The organism is Methylomonas sp. HW2-6, from assembly GCF_052474525.1.
Genome location: NZ_CP184124.1, coordinates 2,059,063 through 2,079,624 on the forward strand (window position 1 = coordinate 2,059,063; position 20,562 = coordinate 2,079,624).

Below are 20,562 nucleotides of genomic sequence, written 5' to 3' on the forward strand. Positions count from 1 at the left end.
GGCTGAACCTCTTCGGCGCGATCACCAGGACCAAATCCACAGACGTAACCAAGCCAGCATTTCGTGACTCCAAATCCATAACCAGCTGGCGCGGCCAGTCTCGATTTTGCCGACGCCTTCCATGCCGGGCCTTAACAGCTCGGGGGCGTTTTCCAGACTGGCTTCGACGCGGAATATGTTTCTTCCGCTATCGGTCTTCGCCACGGCGGTGATTTTTTGGACCACCAGGCTAAACGTTTGACTCGGCATGCTTGCCAGCACTAACGAACCCTTTTGACCTTCGCGCACATACGAAATTGCGCTTTCATCGACTTTGAGGATGATGCGGTAACCCTCCAGCGGCGCGATTTTGAACAAGGTGCTGCCGCGATCCACCGGCGATCCCAGTTTTTGGCTCAAATCGCCCTCGATCACTACCCCATCGAAAGGGGCGGTCAAGACGATCTTTTGCAATTGCTGACGGGTAAGTTCCATTTCCGCGTCGGCCTGATCGATTTGAGCGCTAATCACCCGTACCTTGACCAGATCGCCGCTGGACAATGCTTCGCGGTATTCGCGGCGGAACTTCTGTAATTGGCCGTCCAGCTTATTCAATTCCAACTGCAGTTCGGCATCGTCTAGGCTTGCCATGACTTCGCCCTGGCGTACCGTATCGCCGGCGCGTACCGCGGCCGATTGCAAAAATCCGGAAATTGGCGCCGCGACCACACGTTGAATTTTGCCCTCCAGCACGGCGTCGGCCGTCACCCGAAAATCGCCGCGCAGTATCGAGGCAAGCAGCAGAAACACCAGCAGACCAACGCCGGTGAGCTTGAGCGCCAATCCCTTTAATCCGAAAAATTCTTTCAGGCCTTGCTTCAGACTGACGCCCATCTTGGTGGTCAAGGCCTGCTCGTCGATTTTTTTGAGCGCCATGTAGGGCGCGATCAAAGCCAGCGCCTGTTCGCACAGGCGGACGCTACGGCTGTCGAAGGGGCGCTGTTCGCTACGCAAGAGTGTGACCGCGCCGATGAATTCGCCGCAATGCAGCATAGGTAGGGTCAATAACGAACCGTAACCGTACTTTCTCGCCACTTCCAGGTGAGCGCGTTGAATGATGGCCGAAACGGTGTTGGGCACCACCACGATGCTATCCTGCTCGATCGCTTCATCCATCGCATCAGCGATCTTTTGCAGCAGATTCGTCTGCGGGTCGAGCTGTGCGTTGTGCGAAATAGCGACGACCTTGGTGTAATTGTCGTGAAATTCGCCAATGGCCACCCGCTCGCAATCCAAGGTCTGCGCCAGTTCCGTCGCCAGCCGGATCAGAACTTCAGGGTAGCTGTTCTGCTCCATGCAGCCGGCCAGCAGGTTGACGACCGCGGCGTAAAAATCGTCGCTGAACTGTGATTGGCCCTGAGCCAATTGCCACCATTGCACGCTTTGCTGCAACGTGTCGAAAACAGCTTGCTGACGCTCCACGGCTGAGTGTTGCAACTTGAGGGCGATTACGCCCAATAACGCAGAGCCTACCACGACCGGCATGGCGAAAAAGTCGCAACGCGTTTCGTCCGGCTGCAGCGCATCAATGATGCTAGCGGGTTGATTCGTCGCGAGTGCGCGCTGGCAAATCGGCGACAGATCGCCCGGCGTCGCGCCATCCGCAAGCCATTTCGCCACGGGTCGCATTTTTTTGGTGCCGGGCTCCAGCGCCATCAGGGCGGCGGCCTGCGTGTCCGCTACCTGTTGGCACAGGATGTTCAACCATTGCTGAGCGAAGCGGTTACTCATGGCGCTGAAGCTCCCTGATTCGCAACGAAATTCAGTGGGCAGAGCATTTGATATACCTCATCGAGGTGCTGGGCTATTTCTTGCGCCACCACGTCTTTGGCATTTGCCGGAATCGGGCCAAATTGGTCATCTTTGAGTGGCACGGCTGCAAGGGTTTTCGAAAAATGCTCCGGTGCGTTGAAAAGTTGTTGGGCGAAGTAGATCAGATAAGTCTCGTTCCGGTAGGGCGGTGCGCTGAGTTCAGGATGCAGGTAGTGGCCGATAATGTGCGAATAGACTTCCGGCAAATGCCAAAGCCGCGTCAGCTCCGCTCCGAGCTGGCAATAATCAAAACCGAATATTTTGCGCTCTTGGGCGTCAATCGGCAGCCCCTGGTCGCGGCTGGTTAGCAATGCTTCGAGAGCTTGCTCCGGTGCTTTGACGAACATGGCGGCATGACCGATTTCAAGTAACAGGCCCAGCGTAAAAAAACGGTTTCCAGCCGGGACGTGACTGAGTCTGGCGATAGTTTGGCAGGCAATCCCCGATTCGATGGCCTGTCGCCAGAACTGGCGTAAATCCAGTACCGGGCTGGGCATATTGCAAAAGGTGCGCATGCATAAGCTGCTCAACAACAAATCATGGAGTTGAATGGTACCAATCAGGCTGATCGCCTCGTCAAGGTCTGCGGCCTGGCGCTTGAAGCCGAAGAACTCACTGTTGGCGATGCGGATCATCCGGATGGCTAACATCGGGTCGGTTTGCAAGGCTTTAACGTAATCGTCGATTCTTGCGCCGGGTTTTTCCAGTAAAACCCGGATTTTCAGATAGACCTCAGGCATGGAAATCCTCTCGGCCAGATCGCATAGAAAACGCTGTTCGGCTCTCATGTCGGATTTAGTTCAACATAACCTTTTCCATCTCCCTGCAGACTTCCCGGGTCCGTTCGATGGCTTCTTCCAGTTGTTCCGCAGTGAGCCCTAAATCCTGCAGGGCGGTGGCGGTTTCATCGCCCGTTTGCGTTAGCCCGGCGCGAGCGAAAACAGCTCTTTCGGCACAACGGTGTACCAGATGCAGCAACGCGGTTTCCTTACGGTAGGTTTCCGCGTGATCCGGAGTGGGTTGGTAATGAACGATATTCTGAAAATGTCCCGGCAATTGCCATTGAGCCATTAGCTTGGCGCCAATTTCGCCGTAATGCATTCCTAACAACTGTTCCTCGACCAAGTGCAGTTGCCGTTGGCCGGATCGGGCGCTTTCCAACGCGCGTTTGGCCAGTTCCGGTAACTTGGCATAGATCACCAAATGACCGATTTCGTGAAGCAAACCGATCACAAACAAACGCTCGCCTTGGGGGATTTTTAAATGACGTGCCAATAATCGGGTCAATACCGCCGAGAACAAGCTGAAACGCCAGAATGCTTTCAATGGCACGATTTCGTTAGGCAGTTGCAAGGAGCCGATCGCGGAGGTTGCCAAGACCAAATCATGCAATTGGCCGATACCCAACATACTGACGGCTTGATTGAGGCTGCCGATTTTTCCGGGAAAGCCAAAAAAAGCGCTGTTGGCGACTTTAAGTACGGCGACCGTCAAATTGGGGTCGGAACTTACCACCTCGACAAACTGGTCGATATCGGACTTCGGATCGTCGATCAAGGTTCTGAGTCTTTGGTAAATCTCCGGCAGGGAAATCAAGCCTTTGATTTCCTCTAATATTTTCTCAATCGCGCTGGCTTCAGAGGCGGGGGCGACGGGTTTAAGCAACATAATTCTCCAACACGGGCATTAAACAGTCGATCCAGAGTATAGAGGGTAAACGGGAAACTGTGCCGATGCGGTTGCCAAGACGGGGAGGGCCATTGCCGGGCAAGAGCCAAGGCCGGGTCGGCAAAGTGGCGGGCCATGCGGTTAGGTTACCGATTACTCGTCTCAATCACAGACTGAATCTGCCGGAACGGCTAAACTCTGCCTATATCTCGGCAGCCGGACATTGATGGTGCCGGCTATTTTCAGTCTACCGGCGTGAGTTTGGGACTATGCATTCGAAATTGCGTCAAACACATTATCATTCCAAACCGATTCTGGAGGAGTTGGAAGCCCGGCAATTGTTTTCTGCCGGCGTCGAAGGTCTGCTCACCGAGCCGATGCTGGACCCGAACGCGGTCTATGCCAATGCCAATCCGGCGCCGGTCGCGGAAACCCAACAGCCGCCGGCACAGAATTCCGGCAATCAAGCTCCCCGCAATGAAATCGTATTTGTCGACACCCGCGTGGACGGCTACCAGACGCTGCTCAACGATATCAAAAGCAGCGATGTCTCCGACCGCAACCTGGAAATCATTGCGCTGGACAGCAACAGTGACGGGATCCAACAAATCAGCCAAGTTCTGGCCGAGCGGGACAACCTGGATGCGGTACACATCATCTCTCACGGTAGCGACGGCAGCCTGGATTTGGGTAACAGCCAACTCAATTTCGACACCTTAATTCGGAACCAAACCGACATCAGCGCCTGGGGCGATTCGTTCAATCAAAACGGCGACATCCTGCTCTACGGCTGTAATGTCGCGGAAACCCAGTTCGGGCAGAGCTTTGTCGACTATTTGGCCGGGATTACCAATACCGAAATCGCCGCATCGGAGGATGCTACCGGCAGCGCGGATTTGGGTGGCGATTGGCAGCTGGAATATCAAACCGGCGCCATTGAAAGCCAGGTCGCTGTTAGTGCGACAGAGCAAACCGATTGGACCGGGTTGATGGCGGTGACTGCAAACGGTTCCATTTCCTCGACCAATTCGACCGGCACCAACAGTCTGACTTGGTCGCACGGTGTTGCGACCGGGACCGACCGGGCGTTGTTCGTGCAAATTGCGCTCGACGACCCGAACGTCAGCGTCAACAGCGTGACTTACGGCGGCGTCGCCTTAACGCAGGTAGGCAGAAGTGCCGTCAACCACGCCGTGGAAATTTGGTCTTTGGTAAATCCCACGGTAGGCTCCGCTAATATAGTGGTTTCCTTGTCAGGCACGACCGGCGTGGCCGCCGGTGCGACAACTTACAACGGCGTTGCTCAATCTACCGCCTATTACGGGTTTGTCGGTGCTAGCGGTACGGGGACCACGTCTTCCGTAACGGCAGCCAGCGCCACTGGGGATCTGGTGATCGACGCTCAATATTGGCAAGGGATACCTAGCGGCGGAGCTGTGGGAAGTGGTCAAACACTTCTGTGGCAAAGGCAAAACGCCGTGTTGACTGGTGGCTCGACTTCCGAGGCCGGAGCTGCCTCTGTAGTAATGAGCGGCAGCTTTTCGTCTTCCGCCCAATGGGAAATCGCGGCGGTGTCGATCAAGGCAGCATCGGCCTCGGCGCCAACGATCACCACCAGCGGCGGGTCGCTGGCCTATACCGAGAATGCTGCAGCAACCGTGATCGATAGCGCCCTGACGGTCTCGGATATTGATAGCACGCATCTCTCCAGAGCAACAGTCAGCATTTCCTCCGGTTTTGTTAGCGGTCAAGATACGTTGGCGTTTACCAATCAAAACGGCATTACCGGTAGTTGGAACGCCAGCACCGGGATTCTAACGCTGACCGGCAACGCGACCGTCGCCAATTACCAAACCGCGCTGCGCAGTATTACCTACACAAACTCATCCGACGCGCCCAATACCGCGACCCGGACGGTCTCGTTTGTCGTGAATGACGGTTCCAATGCCAGTGCCGCTGCTACAAGGACTATCTCGATTACCGCCGTCAACGACGCGCCCAGCGATCTCTACGCCATTAGCGGTGTAGCCGAATCGAGTCTAATCGGCGTTTATGGATTCACCAACCCAAGCAATCTGGGACGCGATGCCGCCGGCAACAACGCGCCGATGACCTTATACGGTAACCCGGGCCAGACCATGGGCCCCAGCGGCAACGGCGCACTCGACCTGGCGGGAGGGGCATCCGGACAATATGGCGATATTGTCGGGATTACCACCGGCGGCGCCATGACCTTTGCCGCTTCGGTGAAATTCGATAGTACCGGGGATTGGCAACGGGTGTTCGACTTCGGCCAAACCACCAGCGGTGGTATCGGCAACGTTTATGTCGGTCGGGAATGGAACACCAACAACCTGACCTTCACCATCGAAAAAAATGGCGTTTACACTTATCGCGCCACCGCCAATAGTGTCATCACCAATGGCTCATGGCTGCATTTCGCCGCCACGGTGGATGCTTCCGGCAACATGAACCTGTATGTCAACGGCAACTTGGCGGCCTCCACCACCGGCGTGGCGCTGGAGACAGGGGTTCGCAGCAATAACTTCATCGGCAAATCGCATTGGGGCGCCGACGCGGCGTTTGATGGTGCCATCGATAATTTCGTCGTCGCCAATGGCGTCATGACTGCCAGTCAAGTGGCGGCGCTGTATCAACAAACCAGCGGCTTTACCGTAGCCGAGAACGCCGCCAACGGCACCGTGATTGGCACGGTGGTGGGCTTCGATGTCGATGCCAGCGCCAATCCCAGCTACAGCCTGACCGACAGCGCCGGCGGACGCTTTGCTATCAACTCAACCAATGGCACGCTAACGGTAGCGGACGGTTCCTTGCTGAATTACGAGGCCGCCACCAGCCACTCCATTACCGTGCAGGTTACCGACTCCCTGGGTGCCAGCTATTCAGAAACCTATACCGTCAGCCTGTCGAACGTGGTTGACGGACCGACGGCAACCAACCTCAACGCATCGGAAACCTATACCGAGGATACCGCGCTTAATCTGACCGATATCGTCATCACCCGCGGCGACAGCGCTACCGTTACCGCCACCTTGACCTTATCCAATGCCGCTGCCGGCAGCTTGAACACCGGCACCTCGGGCGCAGTGACCTCAACCTACAACGCCGCTACCGGTGTTTGGACCGCCAGCGGCGCCGTCGCCGACGTCAACACCTTGTTGGCCGGCCTGACCTTTACCCCGGCAAGCAACTTCAACAGCAATTTCACTATCGCCACCAGCATCAGTGACGGCGTGCTGGCGGCCGTGACCGGCACCAAAGCCATGACCGGCGTTGCTGTGAATGATGCCCCGGTATTCAGTAACCTGAACGGCTCGCCTACCTTTATCGAAAACGGTTCGGCGGTGGTCCTCGATGCCGATGTCAGCCTGTTCGATTCCGAGTTGTCGGTCGCCGATAATTTCAGCGGCTCTACCCTCACTTTGGCCCGCCATGGTGGCGCCAACGCCGATGATGCCTTGGCTTTTGACGGCATCACCGTGACGGTCAGCGGTGCCAATGTGTATGTCAGCGGGGTCCAGGTCGGCACCTACACCTTTACCGGCGGCCAGATGGACATCACCTTCGGCGCCAATGCGACCAATGCCCGGGTCAACACCTTGATGCGCAACACCGTCTATTGGAACTGGAGCGACACCCCGCCAGCCAGCGTGCAAATCGACTGGACCTTCAGCGACGCCAACGCCAGCGCGCAGGGCAGCGGCGGGGCGCTGACCGCAACCGGCAGCACCACGGTAAATATTACCGCCGTGAACGATGCGCCGGTTATTAATGTCGTTAGCGCCAGAACCACCGATGAAGACGTCGTAAAGCGTTTTTCGGCTTGGATTGGTAATGCCATTACGATCTCTGATGCTGATGCCGGTTCCTCTAATCTGGAGATGACGATTTCCGCTACTAACGGCACAGTCACTTTAGGCGGGTTGGTCGGATTGACATTTTCTGTTGGCGATGGCGCAGCGGATACCACAATGACGTTCCGTGGCACTCTAGCGGCCATCAACACTGCCCTGGATAACATCGATTACATGCCAGACCCCAACTACAGTGGGCCGGGCGGTATGCAATTTACACTCAATGATTTAGGCAATACCGGAACCGGTGGTGGGCTGGTAGCAACCGCGACTCAGGTTATCACCGTCAATCCGGTCAACGACGCGCCGACGGCAACGATTAGCCCTGCCAGCTACAGCGCCACCGAACAAATCAGCCTGACCCTGCACGGCACGGGGCTGAGTATCGCGGATGTCGATGCCGGTAGTTCCAGCGTGCAGGCAACCCTATCGGTGGTATCCGGCACGTTGACGGCCGGCGCCGGCACGACGGGGGTGACCGTGTCCGGCTCCGGCACCGGTTCAATCACTTTGACCGGCAGCCTAAGCCAAATCAACAATCTGCTGGCCGGTAATGCCAGTGGTTCGTTGAGCTATATCATCAATTCCGATACGCCACCCGCCACCGATACCTTAACTCTGAGCGTTAACGACCAGGGTAACACCGGCTCGGGCGGTGTGCTGACTGGTTTTGATGTCGCCACGATTAACATCACGGCGGTCAATGACGCGCCCAAGCTTGATGCAGGTAGCAGCCCCGCGCTGAATCCTCAAACCGAGGACGCCGGTTATCCGGCGGGTGCCGTCGGCACGCTGGTGTCCGACCTCGTCGACTTCGCATCGCCAGCGGGACAGGTCGACAACGTGTTCGATGCAGACGCCGGTGCCAAAACCGGTATCGCCATTACCGCTGCGGACACAACCAATGGGCTTTGGTTTTATTCGACTGACAATGGAACAACATGGAATGCCCTTGGTGCGGTAAGCGGCTCGAACGCGCTGTTGCTGGCGGCCGATTCAGCCACACGGCTTTACTTTCAGCCCAACGCCAACTTTACCGGCACCATTGCCCAAGCAATTACCTTTCACGCCTGGGATCAAACAACGGGGATCAACGGAGGCAGAACGAATATTGCCGACGGCACCGCGTCCGATCAATTCAGCACCGTTTCATACAGCAACAACAATGGCACAACCCAATGGCGCAGCAATTGGGTCGAAACGGACAGCAATGGTGGCGGAGCATCTGGTGGTCGAATTTTGGTGCGCTCGGCGGGTGATCTGGAAATCCGCGCACGTACGGTTGGTGACAATATTTATCGTGAAGTCGATCTCAGTGGAGCCAGTTCAGCATTACTGAGATTCGATTACGTCAACTCACTCGGAAGTGGCGACACGATCGTCGTGCAAGTCTCCAGTAATGGTGGCAGTAGCTATACGACACTGGCTGGAGGGACGTTCTCGTCATCTTTGAATTCCGGAAGTGGAACATTCAGCCTTGATATTTCAGCCCATGCAGTCTCCAATACCAGAGTTCGTTTTTACGTCTCCGCTACCGGCGACGAAAATCGGCTTTATATAGACAATGTACAGGTGTTGACCCCTAGCAATGATACGGGCGGCACCACCGCCTTCAGTGTGGACTCGGATACAGCGGCGATCACGGTCAATGCTGTCAACGATGCACCGACGGTCGTCAATCCCATCGCCGACCAAAGCGCCAGCGAGGACAGTGCCTTCTCGTTCCAGGTCCCGGCCAACAGCTTCGCCGATGTTGATGTCGGCGATGCGCTGAGCTATACCGCGACTTTAGCCGATGGTTCGGCGCTGCCGGCTTGGCTGTCGTTCAATGCAGCCACGCGGACCTTCTCCGGCACACCCGCCAATGCCGACGTGGGCTCGCTCAGTGTCCGCGTCACCGCTACTGACAGCAACGGTGCCACGGTTTACGACGATTTCGCCCTTAGCGTGGCCAATGTCAACGATGCGCCAGTGCTATCGGCCATCGAAGCCACGACATTGAGCTATACCGAGAACGGTAACGCCACGGTGATAACCGCGACCCTGGCTTTGAACGATGCCGACAACGCCAACCTGACCGGCGCCACGGTGCAAATCACCGGCAATTACGCGTCCGGACAAGACGTGCTGGCATTCAGCGATCAAAACGGCATCACCGGCAGTTGGAATGCTACTACCGGCACGCTGACCTTATCCGGAACGGCCACCGTCGCTCAATATCAGACCGCACTGCGTTCGGTGACCTATCAAAACACCAGCGATGCGCCGTCCACCGCCAGCCGTACCGTGAGTTTCAGTGTCACCGACGGCACGACATCAAGCAACACCGCAACGCGCAACGTCTCGGTGGCGGCGGTCAACGACGCGCCGACGGCAACGATCACTCCGAGCAACTACAGCGCTACCGAACAAACCAGCCTAACTCTACACGGTACCGGGCTGAGTATCGCCGATGTCGATGCCGGTAGTTCCAGCGTGCAGGCAACCCTATCGGTGGTATCCGGCACCTTGACAGCCAGCGCCGGCACGACGGGGGTGACCGTGTCCGGCTCCGGCACCAGTTCAATCACTTTGACCGGCAGCCTCAGCCAAATCAACAATCTGCTGGCCGGGAATGCCAGCGGATCGCTGAGCTATATCATCAATTCCGATACCCCGCCGGCCACCGATACCTTGACCCTGAGCGTCAACGACCAGGGCAACACCGGCTCAGGCGGCGCACTGACCGGTTTTGATGTAGCCACGATCAACATCACGGCGGTCAACGATGCACCGGTCAATACCGTTTACGGCGATGGCACCATTGTGCCTGAAGACTCGGTGATTCAATTGCTGGGCTCGGTGGTGATCGCCGATGCCGACAGCGGCTCGGGTACCATGACGACCACTCTATCGGTCAGCGCCGGCGCCGGTGTGCTTTCCGCAACCTCCGCCTCCGGTGTGACGGTAAGCGGTAGCGGCACCAATACTTTGGTATTGTCCGGCGATGTGGCGTCGATCAACGCCTATTTTGCCTCGGCGGCCACCGCGCCGGTGTTCACCGCAACGGCTGACTATAACGGCGCGGTTTCTTTTACCGTCGTGACCACGGACAACGGCAATTCCGGCAGCGGCGGCGCCTTGTCGGATAGCGATACCATCAGCGGTTCAATCTCGGCCGTTGCCGATATCGTTAACGACAGCGTTACCACCAATGAAGATACCCCGGTGACCTTCAACCCGCTGGCTAACGATACCTTTGAAAATGCCGGCCGCTATATTTCGGCTATCGACGGCACCAGCGTCAGTAGCGGCCAAACGCTCGCCATCACCGGCGGCAGCGTCGCACTTAATGCCAACGGCACCTTGACCTTCACGCCCACCACCAACAGCAACGGCGCGACCAGCTTCAGCTATACCGTGACATCCGGGGTTACCACCGAGACCGCGACCGTTGCGCTGACGGTTAATCCGGTCAACGATGCCCCGGTGTTGACCAGCGCCAGCCTCACCTTGAACGAGGGCCAAACCGTCACCCTGACGGCGGCCAACTTCGGCGTGACCGATCCGGATAACAGCAGTTTTACCTACACGCTCAGCAGCATCTCGGGTGGCTATTTCCAGCTGAAAACCAATCCCGGCGTCGCCGTTACCAGTTTCACCACCGCCCAACTCGGCGCTGGACAAGTCCAGTTCGTCGATGACGGCAACGAAGTCGCGCCTAGTTTCAGCGTGACCGCGAGTGATGGCGTTTTGGATTCCAACACCCTGGCAGCCACGGTGAACTACACCTCTGTCAACGACGCGCCTCATGTCACCTGGGCAGGTAATTATCCGTTCGGCACCGATGAAGACACCGCTTCCGCAGGGATTAGCGTCAATACCTTAATCATGAACGGACCTGTCGGTTCAGTCGGATATAGTGATGCGGATGGCAGTTCTGTGAAGGGTATGGCGGTCATCGCGAAGACGGGTAGTGGCAGTTGGGAGTATTCGACTGACGGCGTAAGCTGGAACGACTTTGGTGCGGTATCCAACACCCATGCCTTGCTCTTGGAAAGTAATACCCAAGTTCGGTATGTCCCGAACGGTTCCGGTGCAGAGGTAGCCCAACTTCAAATTCGCGGCTGGGATCAAACGACGGATACTGCATCCTCAAATCTTGCCGCATCCTATGGCAATGCATCGATCAACGATTACGATCATGCCTATTCCTATGAAATTGCAACGGTGACATGCACGGTTTCAAGCATCAACGACGCACCGACCCTAGCGAACGCCATCGCCGATCAGAACGTCACCGAAGACAGCGCCTTCTCGTTCCAGGTTCCGGCCAATAGCTTTGCCGATATCGATGCGGGAGATAGCTTGAGCTACAGCGCCACGCTGGCGGATGGCTCCGCGCTGCCGAGTTGGCTCGCCTTCAACCCGGTTAACCGAACCTTCAGCGGCACACCGTTGAACGCTGACGTCGGCAGCATCAGCGTCCGCGTCACCGTCACCGACAGCAGCAACGCCAGCGTGTTCGATGACTTCACGATTACCGTCGCCAACAGCAACGACGCACCAACCGTGGCCAACCCCATCGCCGATCAGAACGCCAGCGAAGACAGCGCCTTCTCGTTCCAGGTTTCGGCCAACACCTTCGCCGATGTCGATGTCGGCGATGCACTGAGCTATACCGCGACCTTGGCCGATGGCTCGGCACTGCCGAACTGGCTGACGTTCAATGCAGCCACGCAGACTTTCTCCGGCACTCCCGCCAATGCCGACGTGGGCTCGATCAGCGTACGCGTCACGGCTACCGACAACAACGGTGCCACGGTTTACGACGATTTCACCCTGACCGTGACTAATGTCAACGATGCGCCGGTTCTGAATCTGACTAACACCGTATTTAATTTTGTGGAGGGGGCCTCCCATGTCAGGATTGGCAGCAGCGCCACGCTGGCTGATGTTGACTCGTCCGATTTCGCTGGCGGGACCTTGACAGCGACTATATCGGGCAATGGCACAGCGGATGACCGACTCTTTTTAGTCACCCAAGGAAGCGGCCCCGGCCAGGTCCAAGTCGTCAACGCCAATGTTTTCATTGATGGAAATTTGGTTGCTACCACGGTGGGCGGAGCAGGGGCAGGAAGCTCGTTGGTGGTATCATTTACCGCGAATGCCGATGCGTCCGCCGTGCAGGCGGTCGCGAATCGTGTGAGTTTCCGCAATGTCAGCGAGAACCCCAGCGGCTTACAACGCACGGTGGAGATGGTGGTGACCGATGGTGATGGCGGCACCAGTAATACCGATTCGGTGCTGATCAACGTCACCCCAGTCAACGACGCACCAGTCATTACCGGTGCATCGCTCACACTGAACGAAGGCCAGACCGTCACGCTGACAGGTGCCAACTTCAGCATCAGCGATCCTGACAACACCAGCTTCATCTACACGGTCAGCGGTGTTACAGGCGGTTACTTCCAGTTGAGCGGCAATGCCGGTGTCAGTGTCACCAGATTCAGCAGCGCGGATCTGACCGGCGGTCTGGTGCAGTTCGTTGACGATGGCAACGAGGTCGCGCCGAGTTTCAGTGTCACGGTCAATGATGGCGCCCTCGACTCCAATACTCTGGCCGCTACGATCAATTACACGGCCGTCAACGACAATACCCCGGTGATCAGCTCCGGCAGCAGCGCCAGCGTGAATGAGAACAGCACCGTCAACACGGTGGTTTACACCGCCAGCGGCAGCGATGCCGACGGGGATAGCCTGAGCTGGAGTCTGAGTGGAGCTGACGCGGCCTTGCTGAGCATCGACGCCACCACCGGCGAAGTGACCCTCAACGCCGCGGCGGATTACGAAAGCAAAACCAGCTACAGTTTCAACGTCGTGGCCAGCGACGGCACGTTCAGCAGCAGTCAGGCCGCTACTTTGACGGTCATCAACCTAAACGACAACACTGTCAGCACCATCACTGATAGCAACGCCACGGTCAACAGCGTGACTGAAAACGCCGCCAACGGCACGGTCGTCGGCGTTACGGCTCTGGCGACCGACGCCGACAGCGGCGCGACCATCAGTTACAGCCTCAGCGACGATGCCGGCGGCCGCTTTGCCATCGACAGCAGCACCGGTGTCGTCACCGTGGCCGACGGCAGCTTGCTGGATTACGAGACCGCCACCAGCCACAGCATCACGGTGCTGGCGACCAGTTCGGATGGTTCGACCAATACTGAAAGCTTTACGATCAATCTCAGCAACCTCAACGACAACCCGGTCGGCACCCTCACGGACAGCAACGCCACGATCAACAGCGTGGCGGAGAACGCCGCCAACGGCACCGTGGTCGGCATCACCGCCCTGGCGACCGATGCCGATAGTGGCACCACCATCAGCTACAGCCTGACCGACGATGCCGGCGGCCGCTTCGCCATCGACAGCAGCACGGGTGTCGTCACCGTCGCCGACGGCAGTTTGTTGGATTACGAAACGGCGACCAGCCACAGCATTACGATACTGGCAACCAGTTCGGACGGTTCCACCAACAGTCAGACCTTCAGCATCGCCGTGACCAATGTCAACGACAATCCGGTCAGCATCATCACCGACAGCGATACTGCTCTCAATACAATCAGTGAGAACGCCGCCAATGGCACGGTCGTCGGCATTACCGCCCTGGCGAGCGATGCCGATGCCGGTGCCTCGATCAGTTACAGCCTCAGCGACAATGCCGGCGGCCGCTTCGCCATCGACAGCACGACCGGTGTCGTCACCGTGGCCGACGGCAGCTTGCTGGATTACGAGACCGCCACCAGCCATAGCATCACGGTGCTGGCGACCAGTTCGGATGGCTCGACCAACAGTCAGACCTTCAGCATTGCCGTGACCAATGTCAACGACAATGCCCCGGTTCTAAGCAGTGCCGATATGACGTTAAGCGAAGGTCAGACTGTGACTCTTGCTGTATCCAACTTTGGCGTCAGTGATCCGGATAACACCAGTTTTAGCTATATTGTGAGCAATGTTAGCGGCGGTTATTTCCAAATAGCCAGTAATCCAGGTGTCGCCATCACCAGCTTCACAACCGCCCAGCTAGCCTCCGCTCAAATTCAGTTTGTCGACGATGGCAATGAAGTGGCGCCGAGCTTCAGTGTTACGGTCAATGATGGCGCGTTGGAATCCAATACCGTGGCCGCGACGATCAACTATACCGGCGTCAACGATGCGCCAGTCATCGGTAGCGCGACACTGACCTTGAGCCAAGGCCAGACCGTTACGCTGAGTGCCGCCAATTTCGGCGTCAGCGACCCTGATAGCGCCAGCTTCACTTACACAGTCTCCAGCGTCAGCGGCGGTTACTTCCAATTGACCGGTAACCCCGGTGCCAGCGTCACCAGCTTCAGTAGCGTCCAGTTGGCTGCCGGCCAAGTGCAATTTGTCGACGACGGCAATGAGGTGGTTCCGAATTTCAGCGTCACCGTCAACGATGGCGGCGCGAGTTCTAACCTGGTGAATGCCGAAATTACCTACTCAAGTAGTGACGATAACACAAACGGTTTTCGTGAAATAATTAGATACAATCAGACAAATGGTTCGGATCGTAAAGATCAAACCGAGCAGTCTGTAGGCGATAAAGTTCTAAGTTCCGTCGCTATTTTCGATCAAGTTAATAATGTTTTTGGCGAAAGTGTTGCTGTTAGTCAAATAGTCAATAACGAGATTGAAGGGATAAATAATGTTGATATTTTAGTTTCGGTGGATCAAGGCTCATCGGAAGTTGACAAAAGTAATGTCAAGTTATCAGGTTATGTGCCGGATAATCTATTGCAGGAACAGCGTCGCGATAGCGTCAGAAAACAGAACTTTCAATTAAAAAACGCCGCTTTGGAGCAATACAGCATCGATACCGAATCTGTCCTGTCCGAACAAGAGGAAATAGAGTTTTGGAATAGATTGGATCACATTCGCCAGCAGATGAGCGATCCTGACGCCGTTGCGGATGCTAACCCGGTAAACGTTAAAATCATACTGGGTACTAGCGCGAGCCTGACTGCCGGTTTTGTGAGCTGGATACTACGCGCAGGATCGCTGATGGCGAGCTTTATGTCTACCGTGCCGTTGTTAAAACGGTTTGATCCTTTGCCGGTTCTAAGATCCGCCAGGAAAGATTCGGATTCTGTAGCCGGAAGCAAAAAAGATCAATCATCAAACCCGGCCGACTCGGAAGATAGCGATAAATAAGTATCGATTTATTTGGGTTTAGTATTTTGCCGTAGTTTTTTTAATATCATGGATTCAGTAAAAAATACCATTGGCGTTTTGTTGCCGGCAATGCGAATAAGTTTTGCATTGGTAATGCTGGCAATCTGCTTGTTATTTGCAGCGGAAATGCTGGGGTTTATGCCTGATAAGTCTAAATTTCTATTAGAATCGCGCAAGCATGTTAGCGAGTCTTTGGCGATTCAGTTTTCCACTTTGGCTGCTGATCAAGATCCTCAAAAAATAGAGAGGATGCTCAATTTATTGATTAAGCGTAATTCCGATATTTTATCTTCCGGTATTCGGCTCCAGAATGGAGAATTGATTTTTCAAACTGGGGGCCATAGTCAGGAGTGGCGCGATTACGATAGTCAAAAATCGACCTCGACTTATTTGGTGGTTCCAATTTATCGAAATTCTGAAAAGTGGGGCGAAATCGAATTTAAATTTGTACCGATATCCGGTGAGTCGTTATCGGATTTTCTTGAACACCCCAGCTTTAAAATAGCGATATTTTTTCTGGTCGTCGGCTTCTTTATTTATCTGGCGTTCATGCTCAGAACTTTAAAAATGCTTGATCCGAGTGCCGTGATTCCGGATCGGGTCAACGCGGCTTTCGATACGCTGGCAGAGGGGGTCATTATCATCGACGAGCGGCAGCAAATTGTTCTGGCGAATCGCTCGCTGCTGCAGAAGATCGGCAGTCCTATCGGTGCCTTACTCGGCAAAAATGCTTCCAAACTGAATTGGAAAAGTGCGGATGAAACCGACTCCGAGGTTTATTTACCTTGGCAAACCGTGCTGAAATCAGGGAAAAGTTCCAAAGGCGCTCATCTGAAGTTGGTGAATCCCAACGGCGAAAGCTTTAAATTTGCGATCAACGCCTCGCCGATTTGGGGTGGGAACGATACCGCGCAAGGCGTGTTGATAACACTCGACGATATTACGGAGTTGGAGGAGCGTAACAGTCGACTACAGACCATGGTCAACAGGCTTGAAGAGAGTCAGGCGCAAGTCCAACAGCAGAATAAGGAATTGCATTTTCTCGCGACCCGCGATTCGCTGACTGGCTGCTTGAACCGTCGCGCTTTTTTCGAACTTTTCGATAAATCCTTTAACGAAGCCTTACAAAACGACCTTGAGCTGTCTTGCGTCATGGTGGACATTGATCACTTCAAGGCGGTAAACGACAACTACGGCCATGCGACCGGAGATGTGGTCATCAAGCTGCTGGCCGAGGTGCTGACCACCAATACCCGCAAGGTCGACTTGGTGGGGCGCTATGGCGGCGAGGAATTTTGCCTGGTGTTGCCCGGTTTGAGCGTGCAGGAGGCCGTTACGGTTGCAGAGCGTATTCGTCTGCGGATTAAGGCTGAATCGGCCGCCCGTTTCGAAAATGGACCCTGGGTTACCGCCAGCCTGGGGGTGGCCGGCATTGTCGATAAACCGATCGATCCGGCGGAATTGAACAAGTTTGCCGACGAGGCGCTCTATGTTGCCAAGGAATCCGGTAGAAACAGAGTCGTGCGCTGGCAGTTAAAAAATCAGTTTTCCGAAAATGCGAAACCGGAAACGCCTCTCCCAGAGAGCCAGCCGGCTACCGGCAACGATACCGCTTTAACAAGCGGCACCGTTTCCGAGTTGCAATCCCGTGTCGACGAACTGGAACTGATCGCGTCGCAGATTTCCAGCGAACTCGATTATTCCAAGCACTATGACCAACTGACCGGTTTGCCCAATCAGGTTTTGTTCTACGACCGGGTGCGCCAAGTCATCGAGCGGGGGCAACGCTATAGTCATTTGGCGGCGATATTCGTGGTCGATATCGGTATGTTCGGCATGATTAACGCATCCTTGGGGAATGTTGCCGGCGACCATATTTTGCAAGAAGTTGCCAATCGGCTGAATTCTACCTTCAGAAAAAGCGATGACATCTCGCGGCTAACGCTCTCTCGGATCGGTGGGGACGTGTTTGCGGTCTTGATCCCCGAGTTGCCCAATAAAGAGGTCATCACTTGGATGGTCGAGCGCTTGATGGCGGCCTTGGCGACGGCGATCGAAGTCGATCAAACCAGTATTTACCTTACCAGTCACGTCGGCATCAGCGTATATCCCGCCGATGCCAGTACGGTAGACAGCTTAATCAACAACGCGATTGTCGCGAAAACCTTTTGCAAAAAGACAACATCCGAAACCGGTTTCCAGTTTTTCGACAACCACATGCAGGATTTGTCGATCCGGCATTTGCGTCTGGATAAGGAGATACGCAACGCGATTCAAAACCAGGAATGGGAGTTGTTCTATCAACCGAAAATGGACATCGCCAACAAAACCATTGTCGGGGTGGAAGCTTTGATTCGTTGGCGGCACCCTAGCCGTGGGCTATTGGCGCCGTTCGAGTTTATCGATTTTGCCGAGCAGCGGGGTTTGATTGTCGCGATTGGAGAATGGGTGATCCGAGCCGCGTGCGAAAAGTTGAAGTATTGGAGCGAACTGGGATATTCGGACCTTTGTATTGCGGTGAATTTATCCCCGGTGCAACTAAAGCAAGACGATTTTGTTGACAGGGTTTTTGCCATCATTGCGGAGTATCAGATTTCGCCGCGGCAACTGGAATTAGAAGTAACCGAAACTACCCTGATGAGTAACTTTCAGGCGGCATTGACCTCGCTAAAGCGGCTCAGCAGTAGAGGAATTGCAATATCGATTGATGATTTTGGCACGGGTTATTCCTCTCTCAGCTATCTGAAAAATTTGCCGGTCGATAACCTCAAAATCGATCGCTCTTTTATCAAAGATCTATGCCACGACGAGAATGATCAAAAAATCGTCAAGATGTTGATTAACATTGCCCACTCAATGAGTATGATCGTGATTGCCGAAGGCGTGGAAACACAGGGCCAGTTCGATATTCTGGCCGACTACGGTTGCGACGAAATTCAGGGATATTTGCTCAGCCAACCAGTACCTGCCGGGGAAGTGATACACATGTTGGCTAAAGGACGGCCCAAGTAGGCACCTGATTTCACCGGCTAACATCGCTCGGCCGCTCTGGACAACAGACGACGTTCAAAATCGGCGATTGGCCCGGATTGAACGAGCGCTTATCTCGGTGCCCATGAGTTCCTTACCCGACCCTGTTTCAACACTGGATTCCGTTGGGCTGCATGGGGCCAAGCCCTGAGGCCAATGTCGTTAAGTTAAGCCGCTCGTGGTGAACTTGTCGAACCATGAATGGCTTAACCATTCGCCCTTCGACGGGCTCAGGTCGAACGGTTAAACCTAAACTTAACGACATTGGTCCTGAGGGGGCGTCTTTCGACAGGTTTAGCCTCCGCAAAAGCGCAAAGGCAATCAGTATTCCGGGCCGGGTGAATCGTGAGCCAAGCGCAGTCGGGGGACGGAAACCGTCACGCCGATGTAACAAACGCCGGATAAAGTTGAGAATCCGATCACAAGATTTTCAACCATTCAGGAATCCGTTATGCGTGTTACACCCAGTTTGCTGATGGCCGGTTTGCTGCTGGCCGATACCGTTTCCGCCGCGCCGACCTTTGTCAACGGTTTGGCAATTTCCGGCGCTACCGCCGACCAGTTCGGCAGCAGCGTCAACGACGGCCGGGTCGGCTTCTTTTCCGACATTTATTACGACACCCACCGTAACGAGTGGTGGGGCCTGTCCGATCGCGGTCCGGGCGGCGGCAGCTTGAACTACGAAACTCGGGTGCAGCGCTTCACGCTGGACATCAATCCGGTATCCGGTGCGATTTCGAACTTCCAGATTGCGCAGACTTTGAAACTCAGCAAAAACGGTGCTGCCCTGAACGGCTTGGCGCCCAATCCGACCAACGCACTGGGTAACGCTTTCGATCCGGAAGGCATTGTGGTCAATCCCAAAAACGGCAATTTACTGGTGTCCGACGAGTACGGCCCGTCGCTGTACGAAATCGACCGCAATAGCGGCGCCGTCGTCAAAACCTACGCCACACCGACCAATCTGATGCCGCGCAATGCCGCCAGCGGCGTCGCCAATTACGCCGCCGATACCGGCAACAACGCCGGCAAACGCACCAATCGCGGCTTCGAAGGCTTGGCCGTCAGCCCGGACGGCAAATATGCGTTTGCAATGTTGCAAAGTGCGATTTTGGACGAAGGCGCCAGCAGCGGTTCCGTTAACCGTATCGTCAAATTCGATACCGCGACCGGCGAGGCCGTAGCGCAATACGCCTACCAAATGAAACGCTCCGGCCAAGGCCAGGGCGTGTCGGCGCTGGTGGCCCTGAACGACCACGAGTTTTTGGTGTTGGAACGTAACAACCGCGGCATCGGCGTCGGCGCCGATCTGGCGACCGCCGACAAGGAAGTTTATAAAATCGATCTGGCCGGAGCCACCGATGTGTCCGGTATCGATCTGGATGCGGTCGGCGCGGTTTACACCAAGGTCGCCAAATCCAGCCAATTCCTGGACCTGGACGCCAATACCCTGGCCGAACTGGGCAATAAGTCTCCGGAAAAATGGGAAGGCCTGGCGATCGGGCCGAAACTGGCCGACGGCAGCTACCTGTTGCTGGCCGGCACCGACAACGATTACAGCGTCACCCAAAATGCCGGCGGCACCCAGTTCGACGTCTATTTCCGCTTCAGCGATGCCGACCCTTACGCCGGCTCGATTCAATGCCCGTTGGGCCAGACCGAGGCCTGCGTCTGGACCGCAAACGGCAGCGCGGCGACGCTGAGCGCCGAGTACCAACTGCTGCCCGGCGTGCTGCATGCTTATAAAGTATCCGCGGCCGACTTGGGCAATTACGCGGCGCCAGTGCCGGTCCCGGCGGCGGTGTGGTTGTTCGGCAGCGGTGTGCTGGGCATGTTGCGCCTGACCGCCAAACGTAAAGTCGCCGCGTAACGGCTGTACCCCGAGCCTTGCGCGCCGCCGGTCAAA

6 protein-coding genes are annotated in these 20,562 nt (G+C 55.8%); 3 read left to right on the plus strand and 3 right to left on the minus strand.

Features of this window, described 5'->3' with window-relative positions; all coding sequences use genetic code 11:
• Positions 1 to 21: 21 nt before the first annotated feature.
• The 3 genes from ACH518_RS10535 to ACH518_RS10545 are packed head-to-tail and all read right to left on the minus strand — an operon-like array spanning position 22 to position 3,519.
• Complete coding sequence (locus ACH518_RS10535; protein WP_445372867.1) at positions 22 to 1,770, minus strand: HlyD family efflux transporter periplasmic adaptor subunit; 1,749 nt, start codon at positions 1,768 to 1,770, stop codon at positions 22 to 24.
• Positions 1,767 to 2,639: an HDOD domain-containing protein gene (locus ACH518_RS10540; RefSeq protein ID WP_445372868.1), complete on the minus strand. Its 873-nt coding sequence runs from the start codon at positions 2,637 to 2,639 to the stop codon at positions 1,767 to 1,769. Before ACH518_RS10540 ends, ACH518_RS10535 begins: the two co-directional genes overlap by 4 nt.
• 7 nt (positions 2,640 to 2,646) lie before the next feature.
• Complete coding sequence (locus ACH518_RS10545; RefSeq protein WP_445372869.1) at positions 2,647 to 3,519, minus strand: HDOD domain-containing protein; 873 nt, start codon at positions 3,517 to 3,519, stop codon at positions 2,647 to 2,649.
• A gap of 269 nt (positions 3,520 to 3,788) precedes the next feature.
• Between ACH518_RS10545 and ACH518_RS10550 the strand changes: the two genes are divergently transcribed.
• From ACH518_RS10550 to ACH518_RS10560, 3 genes are all read left to right on the plus strand, one after another.
• On the plus strand, positions 3,789 to 15,605 hold the full coding sequence (locus ACH518_RS10550; RefSeq protein WP_445372870.1) for a putative Ig domain-containing protein: 11,817 nt from the start codon (positions 3,789 to 3,791) through the stop codon (positions 15,603 to 15,605).
• Positions 15,606 to 15,944: 339 nt separating this feature from the next.
• Positions 15,945 to 18,638: an EAL domain-containing protein gene (locus ACH518_RS10555; protein ID WP_445372871.1), complete on the plus strand. Its 2,694-nt coding sequence runs from the start codon at positions 15,945 to 15,947 to the stop codon at positions 18,636 to 18,638.
• A 469-nt stretch (positions 18,639 to 19,107) separates the two neighbouring features.
• Complete coding sequence (locus tag ACH518_RS10560) at positions 19,108 to 20,526, plus strand: esterase-like activity of phytase family protein (protein ID WP_445372872.1); 1,419 nt, start codon at positions 19,108 to 19,110, stop codon at positions 20,524 to 20,526.
• Positions 20,527 to 20,562: the final 36 nt, after the last annotated feature.

Excerpts from the sequence above, each read along its gene's own strand:
- ACH518_RS10535 (WP_445372867.1), bottom strand. The coding sequence starts at position 1,770 with ATGAGTAACCGCTTCGCTCAGCAATGGTTGAACATCCTGTGCCAACAG.
- ACH518_RS10540 (WP_445372868.1), bottom strand. The coding sequence starts at position 2,639 with ATGAGAGCCGAACAGCGTTTTCTATGCGATCTGGCCGAGAGGATTTCC.
- ACH518_RS10545 (WP_445372869.1), bottom strand. The coding sequence starts at position 3,519 with ATGTTGCTTAAACCCGTCGCCCCCGCCTCTGAAGCCAGCGCGATTGAG.
- ACH518_RS10550 (WP_445372870.1), top strand. The coding sequence starts at position 3,789 with ATGCATTCGAAATTGCGTCAAACACATTATCATTCCAAACCGATTCTG.
- ACH518_RS10560 (WP_445372872.1), top strand. The coding sequence starts at position 19,108 with ATGCGTGTTACACCCAGTTTGCTGATGGCCGGTTTGCTGCTGGCCGAT.